Annotated in this window: 23 protein-coding genes; 22 read left to right on the top strand and 1 reads right to left on the bottom strand. The window is 74.0% G+C overall.

The window, feature by feature from the left end; translation table 11 throughout:
• The first annotated feature begins 102 nt into the window (after positions 1–102).
• From ACFC0B_RS24035 to ACFC0B_RS24010, 6 genes are all read left to right on the top strand, one after another.
• Entirely contained in the window at positions 103–1,725 is a 1,623-nt protein-coding gene (locus ACFC0B_RS24035) for a DEAD/DEAH box helicase (RefSeq protein WP_376089289.1), read from the top strand.
• A 67-nt stretch (positions 1,726–1,792) separates the two neighbouring features.
• The gene (locus tag ACFC0B_RS24030; protein ID WP_376089286.1) at positions 1,793–2,071 is read left to right on the top strand and encodes a WhiB family transcriptional regulator; all 279 of its coding nucleotides are present in this window, start codon (positions 1,793–1,795) and stop codon (positions 2,069–2,071) included.
• The gene (locus ACFC0B_RS24025) at positions 2,068–2,724 is read left to right on the top strand and encodes a hypothetical protein (RefSeq protein WP_376089283.1); all 657 of its coding nucleotides are present in this window, start codon (positions 2,068–2,070) and stop codon (positions 2,722–2,724) included. Before ACFC0B_RS24030 ends, ACFC0B_RS24025 begins: the two co-directional genes overlap by 4 nt.
• A complete protein-coding gene (locus tag ACFC0B_RS24020; protein WP_376089280.1) occupies positions 2,721–3,065 on the top strand; it encodes a hypothetical protein in 345 nt (114 codons plus the stop codon). The genes ACFC0B_RS24025 and ACFC0B_RS24020 overlap by 4 nt, the downstream gene beginning before the upstream one ends.
• A 54-nt stretch (positions 3,066–3,119) precedes the next feature.
• Positions 3,120–3,497, top strand: coding sequence for a hypothetical protein (locus ACFC0B_RS24015; protein ID WP_376089277.1), 378 nt, complete (start codon positions 3,120–3,122; stop codon positions 3,495–3,497).
• Positions 3,498–3,780: 283 nt separating this feature from the next.
• Positions 3,781–4,185, top strand: a complete 405-nt coding sequence (locus ACFC0B_RS24010; protein ID WP_376089274.1) for a hypothetical protein — start codon at positions 3,781–3,783, stop codon at positions 4,183–4,185.
• Here ACFC0B_RS24010 and ACFC0B_RS24005 read toward each other — a convergent pair.
• The gene (locus ACFC0B_RS24005) at positions 4,182–4,364 is read right to left on the bottom strand and encodes a hypothetical protein (protein ID WP_376089271.1); all 183 of its coding nucleotides are present in this window, start codon (positions 4,362–4,364) and stop codon (positions 4,182–4,184) included. The genes ACFC0B_RS24010 and ACFC0B_RS24005 overlap by 4 nt on opposite strands.
• Before the next feature lie 156 nt (positions 4,365–4,520).
• On the opposite strand from ACFC0B_RS24005, the gene ACFC0B_RS24000 reads away from it, so the two are divergent.
• The 16 genes from ACFC0B_RS24000 to ACFC0B_RS23925 all read left to right on the top strand — a co-directional run bounded on the left by ACFC0B_RS24000 (position 4,521) and on the right by ACFC0B_RS23925 (position 16,872).
• Complete coding sequence (locus tag ACFC0B_RS24000; protein ID WP_376089268.1) at positions 4,521–5,210, top strand: RNA polymerase sigma factor; 690 nt, start codon at positions 4,521–4,523, stop codon at positions 5,208–5,210.
• A complete protein-coding gene (locus ACFC0B_RS23995; protein WP_376089265.1) occupies positions 5,207–5,518 on the top strand; it encodes a hypothetical protein in 312 nt (103 codons plus the stop codon). The genes ACFC0B_RS24000 and ACFC0B_RS23995 overlap by 4 nt, the downstream gene beginning before the upstream one ends.
• A 186-nt stretch (positions 5,519–5,704) precedes the next feature.
• Positions 5,705–6,733: a hypothetical protein gene (locus ACFC0B_RS23990; RefSeq protein WP_376089262.1), complete on the top strand. Its 1,029-nt coding sequence runs from the start codon at positions 5,705–5,707 to the stop codon at positions 6,731–6,733.
• A gap of 115 nt (positions 6,734–6,848) precedes the next feature.
• Positions 6,849–7,889, top strand: a complete 1,041-nt coding sequence (locus ACFC0B_RS23985; protein WP_376089259.1) for a hypothetical protein — start codon at positions 6,849–6,851, stop codon at positions 7,887–7,889.
• A gap of 56 nt (positions 7,890–7,945) precedes the next feature.
• Positions 7,946–8,356 carry a hypothetical protein gene (locus ACFC0B_RS23980; protein WP_376089256.1) on the top strand — a complete coding sequence of 137 codons (411 nt, stop codon included), beginning with the start codon at positions 7,946–7,948 and terminating at the stop codon, positions 8,354–8,356.
• Positions 8,356–9,162, top strand: a complete 807-nt coding sequence (locus tag ACFC0B_RS23975; protein ID WP_376089253.1) for a hypothetical protein — start codon at positions 8,356–8,358, stop codon at positions 9,160–9,162. The genes ACFC0B_RS23980 and ACFC0B_RS23975 overlap by 1 nt, the downstream gene beginning before the upstream one ends.
• Before the next feature lie 146 nt (positions 9,163–9,308).
• Positions 9,309–9,470: a hypothetical protein gene (locus ACFC0B_RS23970; RefSeq protein ID WP_376089251.1), complete on the top strand. Its 162-nt coding sequence runs from the start codon at positions 9,309–9,311 to the stop codon at positions 9,468–9,470.
• Positions 9,471–9,536: 66 nt separating this feature from the next.
• Complete coding sequence (locus ACFC0B_RS23965; protein WP_376089248.1) at positions 9,537–9,749, top strand: MerR family transcriptional regulator; 213 nt, start codon at positions 9,537–9,539, stop codon at positions 9,747–9,749.
• A 124-nt stretch (positions 9,750–9,873) separates the two neighbouring features.
• Entirely contained in the window at positions 9,874–10,278 is a 405-nt protein-coding gene (locus ACFC0B_RS23960) for a hypothetical protein (RefSeq protein WP_376089245.1), read from the top strand.
• A 4-nt stretch (positions 10,279–10,282) separates the two neighbouring features.
• Positions 10,283–10,999, top strand: coding sequence for a hypothetical protein (locus ACFC0B_RS23955; RefSeq protein ID WP_376089242.1), 717 nt, complete (start codon positions 10,283–10,285; stop codon positions 10,997–10,999).
• A 460-nt stretch (positions 11,000–11,459) separates the two neighbouring features.
• The gene (locus ACFC0B_RS23950; RefSeq protein WP_376089239.1) at positions 11,460–11,735 is read left to right on the top strand and encodes a hypothetical protein; all 276 of its coding nucleotides are present in this window, start codon (positions 11,460–11,462) and stop codon (positions 11,733–11,735) included.
• A complete protein-coding gene (locus ACFC0B_RS23945) occupies positions 11,647–13,152 on the top strand; it encodes a terminase (RefSeq protein WP_376089236.1) in 1,506 nt (501 codons plus the stop codon). Before ACFC0B_RS23950 ends, ACFC0B_RS23945 begins: the two co-directional genes overlap by 89 nt.
• An 11-nt stretch (positions 13,153–13,163) precedes the next feature.
• Positions 13,164–13,340: a hypothetical protein gene (locus tag ACFC0B_RS23940; RefSeq protein ID WP_376089234.1), complete on the top strand. Its 177-nt coding sequence runs from the start codon at positions 13,164–13,166 to the stop codon at positions 13,338–13,340.
• A complete protein-coding gene (locus ACFC0B_RS23935; protein ID WP_376089231.1) occupies positions 13,337–14,521 on the top strand; it encodes a phage portal protein in 1,185 nt (394 codons plus the stop codon). The genes ACFC0B_RS23940 and ACFC0B_RS23935 overlap by 4 nt, the downstream gene beginning before the upstream one ends.
• Positions 14,518–15,333, top strand: coding sequence for an HK97 family phage prohead protease (locus tag ACFC0B_RS23930; RefSeq protein ID WP_376089228.1), 816 nt, complete (start codon positions 14,518–14,520; stop codon positions 15,331–15,333). Before ACFC0B_RS23935 ends, ACFC0B_RS23930 begins: the two co-directional genes overlap by 4 nt.
• Positions 15,334–15,453: 120 nt before the next feature.
• Complete coding sequence (locus tag ACFC0B_RS23925) at positions 15,454–16,872, top strand: phage major capsid protein (RefSeq protein ID WP_376089225.1); 1,419 nt, start codon at positions 15,454–15,456, stop codon at positions 16,870–16,872.
• Positions 16,873–16,996 lie beyond the last annotated feature (124 nt).

Genomic DNA, 16,996 nt, shown 5'->3' with positions numbered 1-16,996 from the left:
GAGCAGGTCAGAGGGCCTATTGCCCCGGTACGCAGCCGGTACGCAGCCGGTACGCACTGCGTACCGCATCCCTGCTCGTCTCCACTCGAATCGAGGTGTTCCATGCTCTTTGCCCTCCGCCCGTACCAGCGCGAGGCCATCTCCAGGCTCATCGACGGCTGGCAGGCCGCTGGCCCGACCCGGCTCGCCGTCGTCCTGCCGACCGGTGCCGGGAAGACGGTCGTCCTGTCCCACCTGATCAGCCGCATGCACCAGCAGACCGGCCGCCGGGCCTTGGTCATCGCGCACCGCGAGGAGCTCATCCAGCAGGCCGCCGCGAAGCTCCGCGCCATCGCCCCACACCTGACGGTCGGCATCGTCAAGGCCGGCCGGAACGAGCACCGCGGCGTGGACGTGATCGTCGCGAGCGTCCAGACCCTGGCCGTGCGCAAGCGGCGGGCCGCGATCACCGGCGTCGGCCTGGTCGTCGTCGACGAGTGCCACCACGCCGCCGCCGACTCCTACGTCGAGGTCCTCGACCACTTCGGCGCCTGGTCGGGCGTGCCGGTCGCCGGGTTCACCGCCACCATGACCCGCACCGACGGAGGCCTCGCCGACATCTGGCAGGACATCGTGTTCCAGCTCGACATCCTCGACCTGATGGCCGACGGCCACCTCGTCGACGTCCGCGGCAAGCGCGTCACCGTCGGCGGCCTCGACCTCGACAAGGTCAAGACCCGGGCCGGCGACCTCCAGGACAGCCAGCTCGGCCAGGCCCTGGAGGACTCCGGCGCCGCCCGGGTCGTCGCCGACGCCTACGCCGAGCACGCCGCCGACCGGCCCGGGGTGGTTTTCACCCCGACCGTCGCCACCGCCCACGGCATGGCCGAGGCCCTCACCGCCGCCGGTATCACCGCGGCCGCCGTCTGGGGCGACATGCCCCGCGAGGACCGGACCGCCGTCCTCGACCGGTACAAGGCCGGTGACGTCCAGGTCCTCACCAACTGCATGGTGTTGACCGAGGGGTTCGACGCGCCGTGGGCGTCCTGCGCGGTAATCGCCCGGCCCACCAAGTCGGCGGGCCTGTACGTCCAGATGGTTGGCCGCGTGCTCCGTCCGTCGCCCGGCAAGACGGATGCCCTGGTCCTCGACGTGATGGGCAGCTCGACCCGGCACAAGCTCGCGTCCATCGTCGACCTCACCGGCCGGGACGTCGGCGCGCTGCGCGAGAACCAGTCGCTCGCCGAGGCCGCAGCCGAGCCCGCCGAGCCCGAGCCTACGAAGCCCGGGGCCGGGGCCGCGTTCGCGGTCGGCTGGGAGGACGTCGACCTGTTCCACCACTCGCGGGTGCGCTGGCTCCGGACCGGCGGCGGCATCTGGTTCATCCCGGCCGGCCGCTCGCTCTACTTCCTCGTGCCGAGCGCGGCCGGCCTCTACCGGATCCGCCGCTGGTCCGAGGACGGCGGTGTCCAGCCCCCGAGCCTCGACCACGACTTCACCCAGGCCGACGCGATGCGGTGGGCCGAGATCGGCGCCCGCAGCCGCGAGGGCCGCGCTCTGGCGCTGCGCGACTCCGCCTGGCGGGCCCGCCCGGCTTCCCCGAAGCAGCTGCAGCTGTGCCGCTACCGGCGGGTGCGGGTCAGCCCCGGCTGGACCGCCGGCGACGTCTCCGACGCGCTCGACATCGCCCAGGCGACCGCGCTGCTCGACCCGTGGGTCCGGGCGGCCGCCGCCGTCGCCGCCTGACTTGGGCGGGCCCACCCCTAGTAGGCCCGCCCGGCTTCCATCCAACCACCCAGAGAGGAGAACCCCGGTGACCACGACCGCTCCCGGATCGGCGCGCGCCGCGTCCCCGTTGCCGTTGAACGTCGACGACCAGGTCCTGCCCTGCCGCACCACCGACCCGGACCTGTGGAACTCGCCGGTCCACGCCGAGCAGCTGCGCGCTGCGGACCTCTGCCACGACTGCCCGCACATGCTCGCGTGCCGGTCCTGGGCGCGGGCCACCGGCCAGGCCGGGGTCTGCGGCGGGGAGACCCAGGCCGAACGCCGACGCGCCCTCCGGGCGAGCGCCGCTGGGGCCGCCGCATGAACACCGTCCCGCCGAACGCCGACCAGCTCGACCACCTGCTCGGCACCGCCGACCGACGCCGTCTCACCGTGGAAGAGGCCGCGCTCCTCCGCGCGGGCGTTCGCCACCTGGCGGCCCAGCTCACCGCGGCCGAAGCCGCCGTCGAGACGAACCGCGAGATCGCCCACGTCCTGCGAGCCGCGCTCGACCGCGTGACCGCCCTCGCGGACCGATGGGACAACGCGCTCGCCACCGACAAGCCCCACGCCCGAGCCCTCCGCGACACCCTCGCCGCCCGCACCCCGACCCCCCTGGAGCCCCGCATGCCCGGCATCTACGACGACGGCGACACCTACGGCCCGTCGACCGCCGCCCGCGCCACCCTCTCCGCTGCCGCCATCAGCCGACAGCTCCGGCAGGCCGGCTTCACCCGCTCCGTGTCCACGGGCGACGGCTCCGGTACCTGCACCCGCGGCTTCATCTCGCTGCAGGACAGCCCGTGGCGGGTCGAGGTCTGCGTGCGTCCCCAGAGCCGAGCCGACCTCCAGGCCCAGACCGACCGGCACGAGGCCGCGCTGCGGTCCCTGGGCTACGTCACCGAGCAGCACCGTGCGCAGTACACCGGCGCGCCGCTGTTCATCCGCACCACCAAGGCCGCGGGGGAGGGCCGGTGACCACCCCGTCCGACCTCCGCGAGCGCATCGCCCAGGCGATCCGCGACGCCGCCTACGACTGCCCCGGCGGCTGTGACCTCACCGAGGCCGAGTGCGACGCCCGGCACCCGATTCAGGTCTCCGCACTCCGGCACGGCGTGGTCGCGTCGGTGTACGGCGAGCCCGACGCCCTGGCCGCTTCCGTGCTGGCCGTCGTCGAGCCCGAGCTGGCCGTCCGCGACGAGGAGATCGCGCGGCTCCGCACCGAGATCCGCCTCCAGGGCGACGCGCTTCTCCGGTGCCGCACGCTGCTGGCCTCCGCCGCTGGCATCGTCCTGGCCGCCCGCACCACGACCAGCTGACGTCCGACCGGCCGCCCGCACCCCGCGGGCGGCCCCCAACCCACCGAGGACCCCATGACCACCATGACCATGGACCAGGCCGAGCAGTACATCGACCAGGTCGACGACGCCCTCACCGCCTGCGGCCTCCGCCCCACCGACGTCGACATCCGCGACTGCGACGAGCTCGCCGAGGACGGCATCACCACCGTCCCCAGCGCCGTCCTCACCTGGCGGCCCGAGCACCCGCTCGTCGACGTCGAGACCCACCCGCACGGCCTGCTCGTCGCCTGGTCCACAGAGACCGGGTGGCAGCACGCCAGCCTCCGCGAGAACGGCAGCAACGAGCAGTTGGCGAGCCTCGGCTGCGGCGGCACCCTCGGCGCGCCCGGCCAGGTCGCCCTCCGCATCGGCTACGTGGCCCAGGGCCTGCCGCTGCCGCCCGCCAACTGACCGACGAGCCGGCCTGCCGCCCCACACCGGGCGGCAGGCCAGTCCCCGCTCCACCAGCCACGCTCCGGAGGTACCCGTGGACATCTGCCTCTCCTGTGCCGCCCCGACGCAGCGCAGCGCCACCCTGTGTCAGACGTGCACCGCTCGGACCGACGACCATCTGCGCGAGCTGCCGGCCTTGTACGAGGTCCTGGCGGACTGGCTGCGACCGTCGGCACAGGCCTCCACTGCGGTGGGAACCCGCAGTGCCAGTCCGGACGCCCCGCTCCCAGTGTCGGAGGAGGTGCTGGACATCCGGGGCCCGGGCGGCATGGTCACCGTGCTGGAGCAGTGGCGGCAGGCCTGGTGTGAGGACGCCGACGTGCGGTGGCCGGAGCCCTTCGGCGATTACCGGGGGCGCCTGCTCCGGGCGGTGCGCGCGCTGCGCGAGCAGCTGCCTGCGATGGCGGAGTGGTGGCCCGCGGCCGGCGAGTTCGCGGCCGAGGTGCGGGCGCACCATGCGGCCGCGCTCAGCATCGTGGACCCGCGGGGGCGTACGGTGCGCGCCGGCACCTGCACAGCCGAGGTCGACGGCGAGGTGTGCGGGGCGGTCCTGAGGGCTACGCCCGGGGTGCCGGAGATCCGGTGCCCGTGGTGCTCGACGTCCTACCCGCCGTCGGCGTGGCTCGACCTGGCCGCAGCGGCTTAGCCCTCGGACTTGGCCGGCCGGGACGGCAGCTGGTCGGTCTCGTGGGTGAGCCAGCGCAAGAAGCCGACCAGGTGGGCGTTCATGTCCGAGCCGACCTCGGCAACCGCGGCCTTGGCCTTCTCGTAGAGCTCCGGCTCAGGCCTGAACGCCTTGGCGGGGTTCTTGTGGACGGACGGCATGCGGAAATCCTCTCACGGTGGCTTGCCACCGGTCCATAGCCGCGCATACAGTGGTGGCTAGCCACCCTAGGGTGGCAAAACGAACGGCCTTGCCTTGGCGCGCCAACGCCTAGGCAAGGCCTCACCGGACCCCTTGCACTACCAAGGAGACCAGCTGTGATCAATGCTCCCACGCTGTCGGCCGAGCCGCCGCCCGCCCCCCGCCAGCAGTTCGAGGACTTCTACCGGGCCCACTCCCGGCAGATCACCTCGCACATCGCGGCGCACCTCTACCGCACCGACCGGCACCTTGCCGAGGACCTCACCAGCGAGACGTTTCTGTCCCTGTGGCGGAAGATGACCGCGGGCCTGGCCGTCGAGAACCCCCGCGCGCTGCTCCAGCTGCTGGCCGATCGGGCCATCATCGACCACTTCCGGCGCGCCAGCAGCCACGAGCGGGTCACCGACTTCGCCGCGACGCGCATCAGCGCCGTCCCCGCGCCGGCCTCCGCCGCGCCGCACCTCGGCGCGCTGCTGGCCGAGGTCGAGCAGGCCGAGCAGACCCTCACCGAGGCGTGCACCGCCTACAAGACGATGACCCAGCGGTACGCCGCCGCGTGCGGCGCGCTCGCGAGCGCGACGGACCCCGAGGTGATCACCCTGGCGAAGATCCGCCGCGACCGGACCGCGCTCCTGCGCCAGGCCGCGCTCGCCGCCGCCCGGGCCCGCGCCGAGTGGAACGCCGAGGCCACGCTCGCCGCCACCGAGCCGCTGCCCCAGCGCGACCCCGGCAAGACGCTGCGCCGCACCCCGGCCACCGTTGGCCGGCCCAAGCCCACCCCGGCCCGGACGGCGGCCGCCGCGTGAACCTCGACGACCACCGCGCCGCCTACCAGGCCGGGCACGACGTGGCCGGCCAGCTCCTCGCGCTCCTCATGCCCCTGCCGACCGGGATCACGGTCAACTGCCCGGCGTGGTCGCCCTACGAGCCGACGATCGACGTGCGCCTCCACCGGGACCTGCCGGGCCTGGAGGCCTGGGCCGCGGCCCTCGGCGCCGAGCTCACCTCCAGCCGGCACGGCAACGGGCGCACTCACTGGAGCCTGACCACCGAGGTCAACGGCATCCCGGTGGAGTGCTGGACGCTCCTCGACCCGCCGGACGCCGGCGAGTGAGCGCGCCGTGCCCGTGCGGCTGCGGCGGCAACTGGCGCAAGCACACGCCGATCCGCTGATGTAACGCCCCCGGCGGAAGTGCCAGCGCCCGTGCGCGCCGCGGTCACCGCCCCCTCTCACCGCCCGGGGCCGAGGTGCAGACACCCCTCGGCCCCGGGCCACCACACCACCATTCCTGGAGCCACCGTGCCCATCCTGACCCGCACCGTCCTGTGCGAGCGCCCCATCACCTGGACTGCCCCCGACGGCACCGTCCGCACCGACACCGAGGCCTACCCCGTCCAGGTCCCCCGGGACTGGCGCCGCGGCGGACTCGCCGCCGCCACCACCGGCACCGCCGTCCTCCTGGCCGTCGCCGTCGCCTGGTCCACCGCCTCCATCGGCGACCTCCTCGTCGGCGCCGCGAACCCCGTCATCGCCTACGGCGCGGCCGTCGCGTTCGACTCCGCGTGGATCATCTGCATGATCCTGGAGTGGCTCGCCCGCGACGACCCGGACAAGGCCCGAGCGCCCCGGACGTTCGGCTGGGTCGCCCTGGTCGTCGCGATGGCCGCCGTCTGCGTCCACGGCTGGCTGTCCGCCGCCGAGCACGCCTTCGCCACCGGCATCATCGGCGCTGGCGTCTCGGCGATCGCCAAGACCGTGTGGAGCCTGGTCATCGCCCACACCGCGAAGCCGCTGTCGCCCATGGCCCAGGCCTGGGTTCGAGAGCGCCGCGAGAGCGCCGACGCCGAGCTTCTCGACGCGCGCCTGGACGTCGAGCTGCTGCGCTCCCGCGCCCGGGCCGCCGCCTACCGCGCGGCCTACACCGCCGCGCCGGCCATCGAGCCCGTGCCGGACCCGGACAGGCCGTCCGGACAGCCCGCGCCTGTCTCGCCGACCGTCCGCTCCGCCGTCCGCGCCGCGCTGGAGGTCAGCCCGGGCGCCTGGCCCGAGGACATCGTCGAGCAGCTCGCCCGCATCGGCATCGAGACCGACGCGGACACGGTCCGCCTGCTGTCCGGACAGCACCCGGACAGCCAGGACAGCAGCTCAGGGGACGTGCTGGCGCTCGTCCCCCACCGCCCGGACGACACCATCACGGACACCGTCCGCGCCGCTGTCCGGACCCACGGGGACAACGTCGACGCTGTCCTGTCCGCTGTCCGCCGCGTCCACGGCCCCGACGTGAAACGCGACACCGTCCGCCGACTCGTCGACCGCGTCGCCAGCTGACGGCCGCACCGAGACCTGGAGCTGACATGGGGATCATCCTCCTCACCCTCTTCGGCACGGCCGACGCCGGCATCCTCCTCTGGGGTATCCGCGAGCTCGCCCGGCGGTGGTCCCGATGACCATGCCGCACGACGAGACCGGCGACGAACCGTCCCTCTACGCCGCCTCCGAGCCCGGCGCGTTGCTCGCCCTGCCCGCGTCGACCGCCGCCGACCACGACCCGGCCCCGTCCTGGTGGTCGGACCTGGTCACCCAGGCGATGGCCAGCGCCGCGCCCGGCCCGGCCGACGGTGACGACCTGGACGTCGTCCTGGAAGGCATCGTCATCCCCGCCCCGACGCCCCCGCCCACTCCGGCCGCGACACCGTCCCAGGTCATCCTGGGCCAGGCCGTGAAGCCCGTCCCGGCCCCGGCGGCTCCGACCGCTCCGCCGGTCAGCCCGACGCGGCGCCCAGTTCCGCCGGTTCCTCCGGCGCCGCCCGTTCCGCCGCGTCCGACGCAGGCCCCAGCCGCCGGTGGCAGTGGCGGCGGCTCGGGCGCGGTGCCGCCCGCCTCGGCCCCGGCCGACACCGAGCCGGACGGCCAGGAGCCCGAGGACGTCACCCCGCCCGCATGGTGGACCCGGTCGGCCCGCCTCGCGGCCGCCGACCGCGTCGCCTGGGAGATCGGCGGCGACCACGCGGCCACGGCCCGCACCCGGGTCTCGCGCCTGTTCGACCTGCCCGAGGATGGCGCCGAGCCGCAGAGGAAGCCGACCAGGGCCGAGCGGACCCGAACCCGCGACGCCGCCGGCGCCGAGCGCGCCCGCCGCTTCCGCCGCTGGTCCGCGCTGACCGTCCTGTCCGCGACCATCGGCGCCGAGGTGCACCTGCCGCAGGCCTTCGGCGCGGTGATCTCCGGCGCCTGGGACGCGGGCGGGCAGTGGATGGGGACCGGCGCCGCCGGCTTCCTCATCTTCGTGAGCTGGTCCGTCGACTGGTACCTGCGCGGCGGCACCCGCCCCGAGGGCGCGACCCGGATCGGCGACATCCGCCGCGGCCGCCTGCCGGTCCTCGCCGTCGTCCGCGTCCCCTTTGCCTCCGCGCTCCTCGCCGGTCTGGGCGCCGACGGCCTCCTCACCGCCATGAACCTCAGCGTCCACCAGCTCTTCAGCTAGCCCCCGCACCGCCGCACCATCACCCCAAACCACCCCAAACCCAAGGGAGTTCCACCATGGACGGGATCATCGCCCTCGGCACCGGCGGCGCGGCCGTCGTCGGCAGCTTCACCCTCCTCGTCGGCGTCCGGGGCAACAACAAGATCAAGATTGACAAGGAGCACGTGCCCTACTGGGCGTACGGCATCGGGCTCGTGTCCGCCGGCGCGGGGACCGCGTTCGACAACCTGGGCACCATCGGCGCCCAGTTCAACCAGGCCTTCCAGCAGGCGAACGGCTTGGGCGAGTGGAAGGCCGGCGCGACCGCTGCGGTGCTCACCGTCTGCGTGTTCGGCCTCAAGGCCCGCCCCTGGAAGGACGCCCTGTTCGGCGCCATCGCCCCCAGCGTCTTCGCCGCGGCCAACGGCCTGTGGATGCTCCCGGTCACCCTGCCCACCGGCCTGCTGAAGTCGCTGGTGGGTGCCTGATGCTTCGGCAGGCCATCACCAACGCGGCCGTTCCGGTCCGAGCTGTCATCGCCGGCAGCCCGGTCCTGGCGGGCCGCCTCTGGGCCCCCGCCTCCACCCGCCTCGACAAGGCCACCGGTGAGCGCGAGGCGATCGCCACCGCGCTCGCCACCGCCCGCGCCGCCGAGCTGGCGAAGCTGACCGACGAGAAGGCGATCGCCAAGGCCAAGGCCGCCCACGCCCAGGCCGACAAGGCCGACCGCGCCGAGAAGCGCGGCCGGGTCGCCGACGTCCTCGGCGGCGGCGCCCTGGTCGCCGTCGTCGCCGGTCCCGTCTCCTGGCAGCTCATCGGCCCGTGGGTTCCGATGGCCACCTGGTCCTGCATCGGCCTGTGGTGCGTCGGCGCCATGATGCACGCCCCCGACCCCGGCGCCCCCGCGGCTGAAGAGAAGGCCGGCGACCCGGCCGCCCCGCCGACGGCCGCGCCCGAGCCGGATGACGCCGACGAATGGATCCAGGACTCGCCCGACGAGGCCGTGCTCTGGGCCCTCATCCGCCACACCGCCAGCCTCACCCGGCAGGGCACCGGCGCGCACCTCCAGGCGGTCCTCGACGAGGCCCGCAAGAGGGGCGAGATGACCGACTGGAAGGTCGCCGATCTGACCGAGGAACTGGCCTCCTACGGGGTGCCCGTGGTGGAGGGCAAGAAGCTCACCGTCGACGGCCGCAACCGCAACCGAATGGCGGTCCTCCTGGAGGCTCTCCCCGAGGCCGACCCGGCGCCCTTCCCGGCCATCGTCCAGTCGGCCGCCGCGAGCGCCGCGTGACACCCTCCCCGACCGGCCCCGCGCCCCACCCCCCGGGGCGCCGGTAGACCGGTAGGAACCGCAGGTCAGAACCCACCTACCGCCGTGCCTACCGGCCCCCTACCGCCGCGCCTACCGACCCCGCCTACCGTTCGAGAGGAACCGCCATGACAGGCCGCTGGCCCGACAAGCCCGTCCCGGAGTTCACCACCGAAGAGCTGTGCGTCGCGATCCAGCAGCACCAGGACGACCCCGACCCCGCAACCCAGAGCATCGTCCTCAGCTGTGTCCGGGAGTGGGAGCGCCGCCGTAACCTCCGGCAGAGCTGACCCGTCCCACCGAGCCTCCGCCAGTACTCGCTGGCGGGGGTTCGGCCATTCCCGCACACTGGCCAGATGGAGTACCTGTCCCTGCCCCCCGGGCTCCTGACCACCAGCCTCGCTGCCCGCGCCGCCGGCGTCGCCCCCGCCACCATCCGCGACTGGGTCCGCCGAGGCATCCTCACCCGATCCGGCGGCACCCCGAAGCGCCCCATCTACCGCGTCGCCGACGTCCAAGCCGCCCGTCGCGCGGCCAAGCCGACCCGGCCCGGCCAGCGGAGTGCTTGACAAGATCAACCGGGCGCGCCACGATTCGAACGGCGCCGCATGCCCAGACGCACGCGGACCACAGACACCGAGGGCCCCACGGCAGCCGCCGCGGGGCCCTCCGTCATGCCTGGAGGAGACGCCAGTGACGACCACCCCCAAGCCCGTCGCCGACCGAGCCGCAGCGCCGAGCGTCCCGGCAGGCGTCCCCGACAAGGTGACCCGCCAGCAGGTGTGCGACGCGCTCCGATCGCTAGGCCTGCCCGCCGACGCGATCACCGAGGTCCACATCGACATGGACCTCATCAGCATGACCGTCGTGGTGCGCACCCCGACCGGCAACATCTGGGCCAAGGACACGGGCCGGGCGCTGACCGCCGCGGCCTACGTCGACGTCGTCGAGGACCCGCGCCCGGAGCGCCCGGCCACCGGCGGCACTCCGAACGCCGCCAGGAGCGGGATCCGCCTGTCGGTCACGGACCCCGGGGCCGACGCCTTCAAGCGCCTGTTCCTCAACAGCATCGCCCCCGACCACGCTGCTGAGGAGTAGCGCGATGCCCATCCCCGGTGGACTGCAGAGCGTCAGCGTGGCCCTGCCCGGTGCACTGCGGGCCGATGGGTCGGTGCGGCGCGGCAGCATCACGTTCGAGCCCGAGCCCGCAGTCGTCACCGCGGCCCAGGCCGGGGCCCTGTTCGCCGGCGCCGTCACCGTCGCCTACGACGGGGCGAGCAGCCCCGGCCCGGTGACGCTGCTCGCCGTCGACTCCACCGATATCCAGCCGACCGGCTGGACGTATCGCGTCACCGAGCACTGGCACGACGCCCCCGGCCGCAGCTACCCGATCAGCCTGCCCGCCTCGGCGCCCACGGTGAAGCTGGCCGAGCTCGCCCCGACCACGCCCGCCTCCGGCGAGTACACCGTCATCACCGGGCCCCGCGGGCTCCAGGGCGAACCCGGACCGCAGGGCGCACAGGGGCCGCAGGGCAACCAGGGCGTCCAGGGCGCGCCCGGGCCGCAGGGCGTTCAGGGGATGAAGGGTGACCAGGGCGCGCAGGGGCTGCAGGGTGTCCAGGGTGCGCAGGGTCCGAAGGGCGCGGACGGCTGGGGCACTCAGGCGACCTACGACGCGCTCGCTGCCCGCGTGTCCGCCGTCGAGGCGGGGTTCACCACCGTCAACGGGTTCATCACGGACGCGCTCAACCGGGTGGCCGGCCTGGAGTCGAGGATGACGGCGGTGGAGGCCCGGGTCGCCGAGCTGGAGAACCCGTAGCCCCCTAGGCCCGGAACACCCCCCACCCCCCTCTGCACCCCACCCCCTCCCCGGGAGGAGGCACCCCCCTGTGGCCGGAGCCAACCGCCACCGCAAGGGCCGCCCCTACCGGCGGGCCCGCGCGCAGATGTTCGCGATCTATGGCGACCGTTGCCACCTGTGCGGGCACCCGGGGGCGGGCGAAGCGGACCACCTCGGCCCGGTCTCGCTGCACCCCGATCAGCCGGTCGACCCGCACCTCATGCGGCCAGCGCACGGCGCGCTCTCGCCGTGCCCGACGTGTGGCCGGCACTGCAACCAGGAGCGAGGGGCAGGCCCGGTCACGCGGCCGCTCACGACCTCGGAGCCGTGGTGACGAGCGAGCGGGCCGACCGGTCGCCAGCTTTTTAGCCCGGGGCGGCCGGGAGGCCCCGCGCCCATTCCCCCGTCTCTCTCCCCGCGATTTCGAGCCGAGGTGATCATGAGTGGCGACGTGGTCGGAGCCGTCGCGTCGGGTGACCGGCGGGCCGCCCTGGAGGCGGTGCGCGACAAGCTGGCCGCCGAGCTGGCCGAGTCCTCGGGGCCGGTGGTCGCCCAGCTGTCGAAGGAGTTGAGGGCCACGATCGCCGAGCTGGAGTCCCTGCCAGGCGGACGGGAGGTGAGCCCCGTTGACGACCTCTCCGCGCGACGTGCGGCTCGGCGAGCAGACGCCCAGGGTCGCGGTCTACCCGCCGGCGGCGAGCAGCGCGGCCCCTGAGTTCATCGACCTCGCCGCGTCGGCTGGCCTGATCCTCGACCCCTGGCAGCAGTTCGTGCTGACGCACGGCCTGGGCGAGCGGGAGGACGGCACCTGGGCATCGTTCAAGAACTCGGTGTGGGTGCCCCGGCAGAACGGCAAGGGCGGCGTGATCGAGGCGCTGGAGCTGGGCTGGCTGTTCCTCACGAAGGAGCGGCTGATCCTGCACAGCGCGCACGAGTACAAGACCGCGCAGGAGGGGTTCCTGCGGATCAAGGAGCTGGTGCAGAACACGCCGGACCTGGACCGCCGGGTGAACCGGTACTGGCAGGCGAACGGCGAGCAGGGCATCGAGCTCACGAGATCGGCGGGCGGCGGGCGGCTGCGGTTCCTCGCCCGCTCCCAGGGGTCGGGCCGCGGCTTCTCCGGCGACAAGAACGTGATGGACGAGGCCCAGGCGATCACGGCCGAGCAGATGGCCGCCCAGCTGCCGACGATGGCCGCGCGGCCGGACCCGCAGCTGTGGTTCTTCGGCACGCCGCCGCTGACCGCCGACGCGTGGTGCTACGGGCTGCGCGAGGACGGCGCGGCCGGGTCGGACCCGCGGATGATGCATATGGACTGGGGCACCGACCTGGACCCGACCGACCCGGAGCACCGCCGGGCCGCGGCCCGGGACGTCGACCTCTGGTACCGGTGCAACCCGTCCATGGGCCGGCGCATGAGCGAGGAGTTCGTCCGGGGCGAGTCCCTGCCGTCGGGCCTCGGCGAGAAGTTCATGGTCGAGCGCCTGGGCGCGTGGCTGCCGCGCATCACGGACGGCGCCACGGGCCCGCTGGACCCGGAGGACTGGGAGGCCCTGGCCGACCCGGACAGCCGACGGTCAGGCGACGTCGCGTTCGCCGTCGACGTCACCCCGTCCCGGGACTGGGCGTCGATCGCCGCGTACGGGCTGCGCGAGGACGGCCTCGGCCACGTCGAGGTCATCGACCGCCGCGCCGGAACGGACTGGCTGGTCGAGCGCCTGGTGCAGCTGCGCGATCGCCACCGGCCGGTGGCGATCGGCCTTGACGCGAAGGGCCCGGCCGGGTCGCTGCTGGTCGAGCTGAGCAAGCGCGGCATCGAGGCGCCCGACGACCCGGAGCGCCCCGAGCGCGGGCAGCTGGCCCTGCCTCTGGCCCAGGACGTCTCCGCCGGCTGCGGGCAGCTGGTCGACGCCGTGAAGCAGGGCACCCTGCGGCACATCGGCCAGGAGCCGGTGATGGCCGCGATCCGCGGCGCCAAGACGAGGCCGCTGGGCGACGCGTGGGCGTGGGCCCGCCGGGTGAGCACCGTGGACATCTCCCCGCTGGTGGCCGCGACTCTCGCCCGGTGGGCGTTCGAGTCGCGCGCCCACCTGGTGCACGACGACTACGAGGTACTCGACTCCGTGTTCTGAGAGGGGGCGTGATGCGCACCATCGTGACGACCCTGCTCGACGTGCTCGGCCTGCTGCTGCTCGCCGCAGGAGCGGCGGCCGCCGCGTGGCTGCTGGTCGGCTGGGCGTGCCTGGCCGTGGCCGGCGCCGTGGTCCTGGCCGGTTCCTGGCTCGCCGCCCGCTGGCCCGACGGGGGTGGCGGCGCGTGAGCCTGTTCCACCGCCGCTCCGCGCCGGGCCCGAGCGCCGAGCAGCTGGTCCCGCCCCGGCCGGGCGCCGGGCGGGGCACTGCCCGGGTGACGAACGAGACGGCGCTGCGGCACTCCGCGGTGTGGGCGTGCCTGCGCCTGCGGGCCAACATGATCGGCAGCATGCCGGTCGACCTCTACCGCAAGGTCGACGGCATCCAGGTCGAGGTCACCAAGCCCCCGGTGCTGGTCACCCCCGGCGGCGAGAAGGTCGACATGCAGGAGTGGCTGTACTCCAGCCAGTTCGACCTCGACCGGGCGGGCAACGCCTTCGGGCTGATCACCGCACGGGACGGCCTGGGGTTCCCGGCCCGCATCGACCTCGTCCCGCTCGGCGAGGTCAGCGTGAAGGGCAGCGGCGGCGAGATCGCGACGTACCGAATCGGCGGCACCGAGTACGACCCGGCCGAGGTCTGGCACGAGCGGCAGTACACCGTCGCCGGGTTCCCGCTCGGTCTCTCGCCGGTCGCCTACGCGGCGTGGTCGATCGCCGAGTACCTGTCCATCCAGGACTTCGCCCTCGACTGGTTCGGCACCGGCGGCATGCCGGCCGCGATGCTGAAGAACACCGCGAAGGCGATCTCCCCGCAGCAGGCCGCCGAGGTCAAGTCGAGGTTCAAGGCCGCCACCGCGAACCGCGACCTGTTCGTCGCCGGCGCGGACTGGGAGTACCGGATGATCCAGGCCGAGCAGGCCGGGTCCGCCTGGGTGGAGGCCAAGCAGTTCGGCATCGCGGACGTCGCCCGGTTCTTCGACTGCCCCGGCGACCTCATCGACGCGGCCGTCGGCGGCACCTCGCTGACCTACGCCAACATCTCCCAGCGCAACCTCCAGTTCCTCATCATGAACCTGGGCCCGGCCGTGGTCCGGCGCGAGGCCGCGCTGAGCCGCCTCTCCTCCCGGCCCCGGTTCGTGAAGCTCAACACGGACTCGCTGCTGCGCATGGACCCGGCCACCCGCTCGCAGACGATGCGCACCCAGGTCGAGGCCCGGATCCTCGCCCCGTCGGAGGCCCGCGCGCTGCTGGACCGGCAGCCGTTCACCGAGGCCCAGTACGCCGAGTTCGACCGGCTGTTCGGCAGCCGCAACCCGCCGCCCGCCCAGGCGCCCGCGCCTGCCGCTCCGCCCGGAGGTACCCCATGAACCCGCAGACACTGCGGGCCGCCGCCGCCCAGTCCCGCGCCCAGGCCGGCCTCGCCCAGCGCGGAACGCCGCGCGACCGCCCCGAGGCCGCCGACGTCCGCTTCACCTCCCAGCTGCGCGCCAAGAAGACCGTGCGCGACGACGGCCTGGAGTACTTCCAGGTCGAGGGCTACGCCTCGGTGTACGAGCGCGGCTACGAGATGTGGGACTGGTACGGGCCCTACACCGAGGTCGTCTCGCTCGGCGCCGCCGAGAAGACGCTGGCCGCGAACCCCGAGGTGGTGTTCCGGTTCAACCACGCCGGCACCCCGATGGCCGGCACCCGCAACGGGCGGCTCGAACTCTGGGAGGACAGCCAGGGCCTGGGGCAGCGCGCGTTCCTCAACCCCAAGCGCTCGGACGTGCAGCTGCTCGTCCAGGCCATTGAGGACGACGACGTGCGCGAACAATCGTTTCAGTTCCGCATCACCCGCGGCGTCTGGTCGCCGGACTACACCGAGTACCGGATCGAGGAGTTCGACCTGGACCGCGGCGACGTCGGCCCCGTCACGTTCGGTGCCAACCCCCACACCAGCGTGGCAGCCCGCTCCGGGGAGTTCCTCGCGTCCATCCCGACCCTGCCGCCGCTGGTCGCCCGCGAGGCCTACACCCTGCTCTCCCAGCGCCCCGACCTCGCCGCAGCCCGCACCCAGCCCGCGCCCGCCGGCCTGCCGCCCGCCCCCGCGCCGGGCCCGGCTCCGGCCGCCGTGCCGCAGGGCCGGTCGCTGTCCCTGCTGACCACCCAGCTCCTCGTCGCCAAGGCCGAGGACTGACCGGCCCCTTGACCATCCCGCCGTCCGGCAGATCGCCCGGAGGCACCGGCCCGCGCACCGGCAGATCGCCCGGCCCGCGGCCGCCCACACCCACACCCGATCTGACCGAAGGACACCACCATGCCCGTCATCGACGATCTCATCGCCGGCATCGAGGTCGAGCTGGAGGCCGCACAGAAGCGCGGCACCAAGGCCGTCAAGGAGGTCGAGCTGATCCTGGCCAAGGCCGGCCAGGAGGGCCGCTCCAACCTCACCCCGGAGGAGGACGAGCGCGTCACCCAGTGCTTCGCCGCCCGCGACCAGGCCAAGGCCGACGCCGCCGGCATCGAGGTGAAGCTGGCCAACGCCCGCAAGGTCAAGGCCGACGAACAGGAGCGCGCCGAGGCCCAGCGCAACGTCCAGCCCACCCAGACCCGCAAGCCGGCCTACGACCAGGTCGCCCGCGTCGGCGCCGAGGAGCGCACCTACCGCCGCGACCAGGACCCCTACGGCAAGGGGTTCCTCATGGACATCAGCAGGCAGTTCATGTTCCAGGACGTCGAGGCGAGCGCCCGCCTGGCCCAGCACATGCGCGAGGAGCGCGTCGAGCGCGCCCAGTACCTCCAGCGCGCGGTCGGCACCGGCAACTTCGCAGGCCTGACCGTCCCGCAGTACCTCACCGACCTCTACGCCCCGGCCACCGCCGCGCTGCGGCCCTTCGCCGACATCTGCAACACCCACCCGCTCCCCGAGCAGGGCATGTCGGTGACCATCTCCCGGATCACCACCGCCTCCTCGGCCGCCCTCCAGGCGAACCAGAACGACGCGGTGTCCGAGACGAACATGGACGACACCGAGCTGACCATCCCGGTGCAGACCGCCTCCGGCCAGCAGACCGTCTCCCGCCAGGCCATCGACCGCGGGACCGGCATCGAGGACGTCACCCTCCAGGACCTGTTCAACCGGGTCGCCACCACCCTCGACAACACGCTCATCAACCAGGCCACCACCGGCCTGTCCGCCATGGCCGCCGCCACGACCTACACCGACGCCTCGCCCACCGGCGCCGAGCTGTACCCGAAGATCCTCGGCGCGGCCGCCGGCGTCGAGGCGGCGCTGCTCGCCATGGGCAAGCCGACCCACGCGGTGATGAACTCCCGCCGCTGGTACTGGCTGACCAGCCAGATGTCCTCGACCTGGCCGATGGTCAACTGGACCAACCTGCCGGTCCAGGCGGCCGGGACCGCGAACGCGGCCAGCTCCTACGGCTCCGGCCCGCGCGGCGTCCTGCCCTGCGGCCTGGAGGTGATCGTCGACAACAACGTCGCGACCAACCTCGGCGCCGGCACCAACGAGGACGAGCTGTACGTCGTCCCCGCGAGCGAGTGCCACCTGTGGGAGGACCCGAACGCGCCGCTGTTCATCCGCGCCGAGCAGCCCAAGGCCGCCAACCTCGGCGTCCTGCTGGTCGCCTACTCCTACTTCGCCTACACCTTCGGCCGCTACACCGGTGGCACGCAGAAGGTCTCCGGCACCGGCCTGGTCACCCCCACCTTCTGATCCCCCGGCGGGCGGGCCCCCCCCGCCCCGCCCCCCCCCCCCCCCCGGGAACCCCCCAGGGCCCCCCCCCCCGCCGCCCCCACCCCCCCCCCGCCCCCCCCCCCCCCCCCCCCCCCCCCGCCGC

The organism is Kitasatospora sp. NPDC056184 (assembly GCF_042268405.1).
GTDB lineage: Bacteria > Actinomycetota > Actinomycetes > Streptomycetales > Streptomycetaceae > Kitasatospora.
This window is presented reverse-complemented; position numbering and strand designations above follow the sequence as displayed.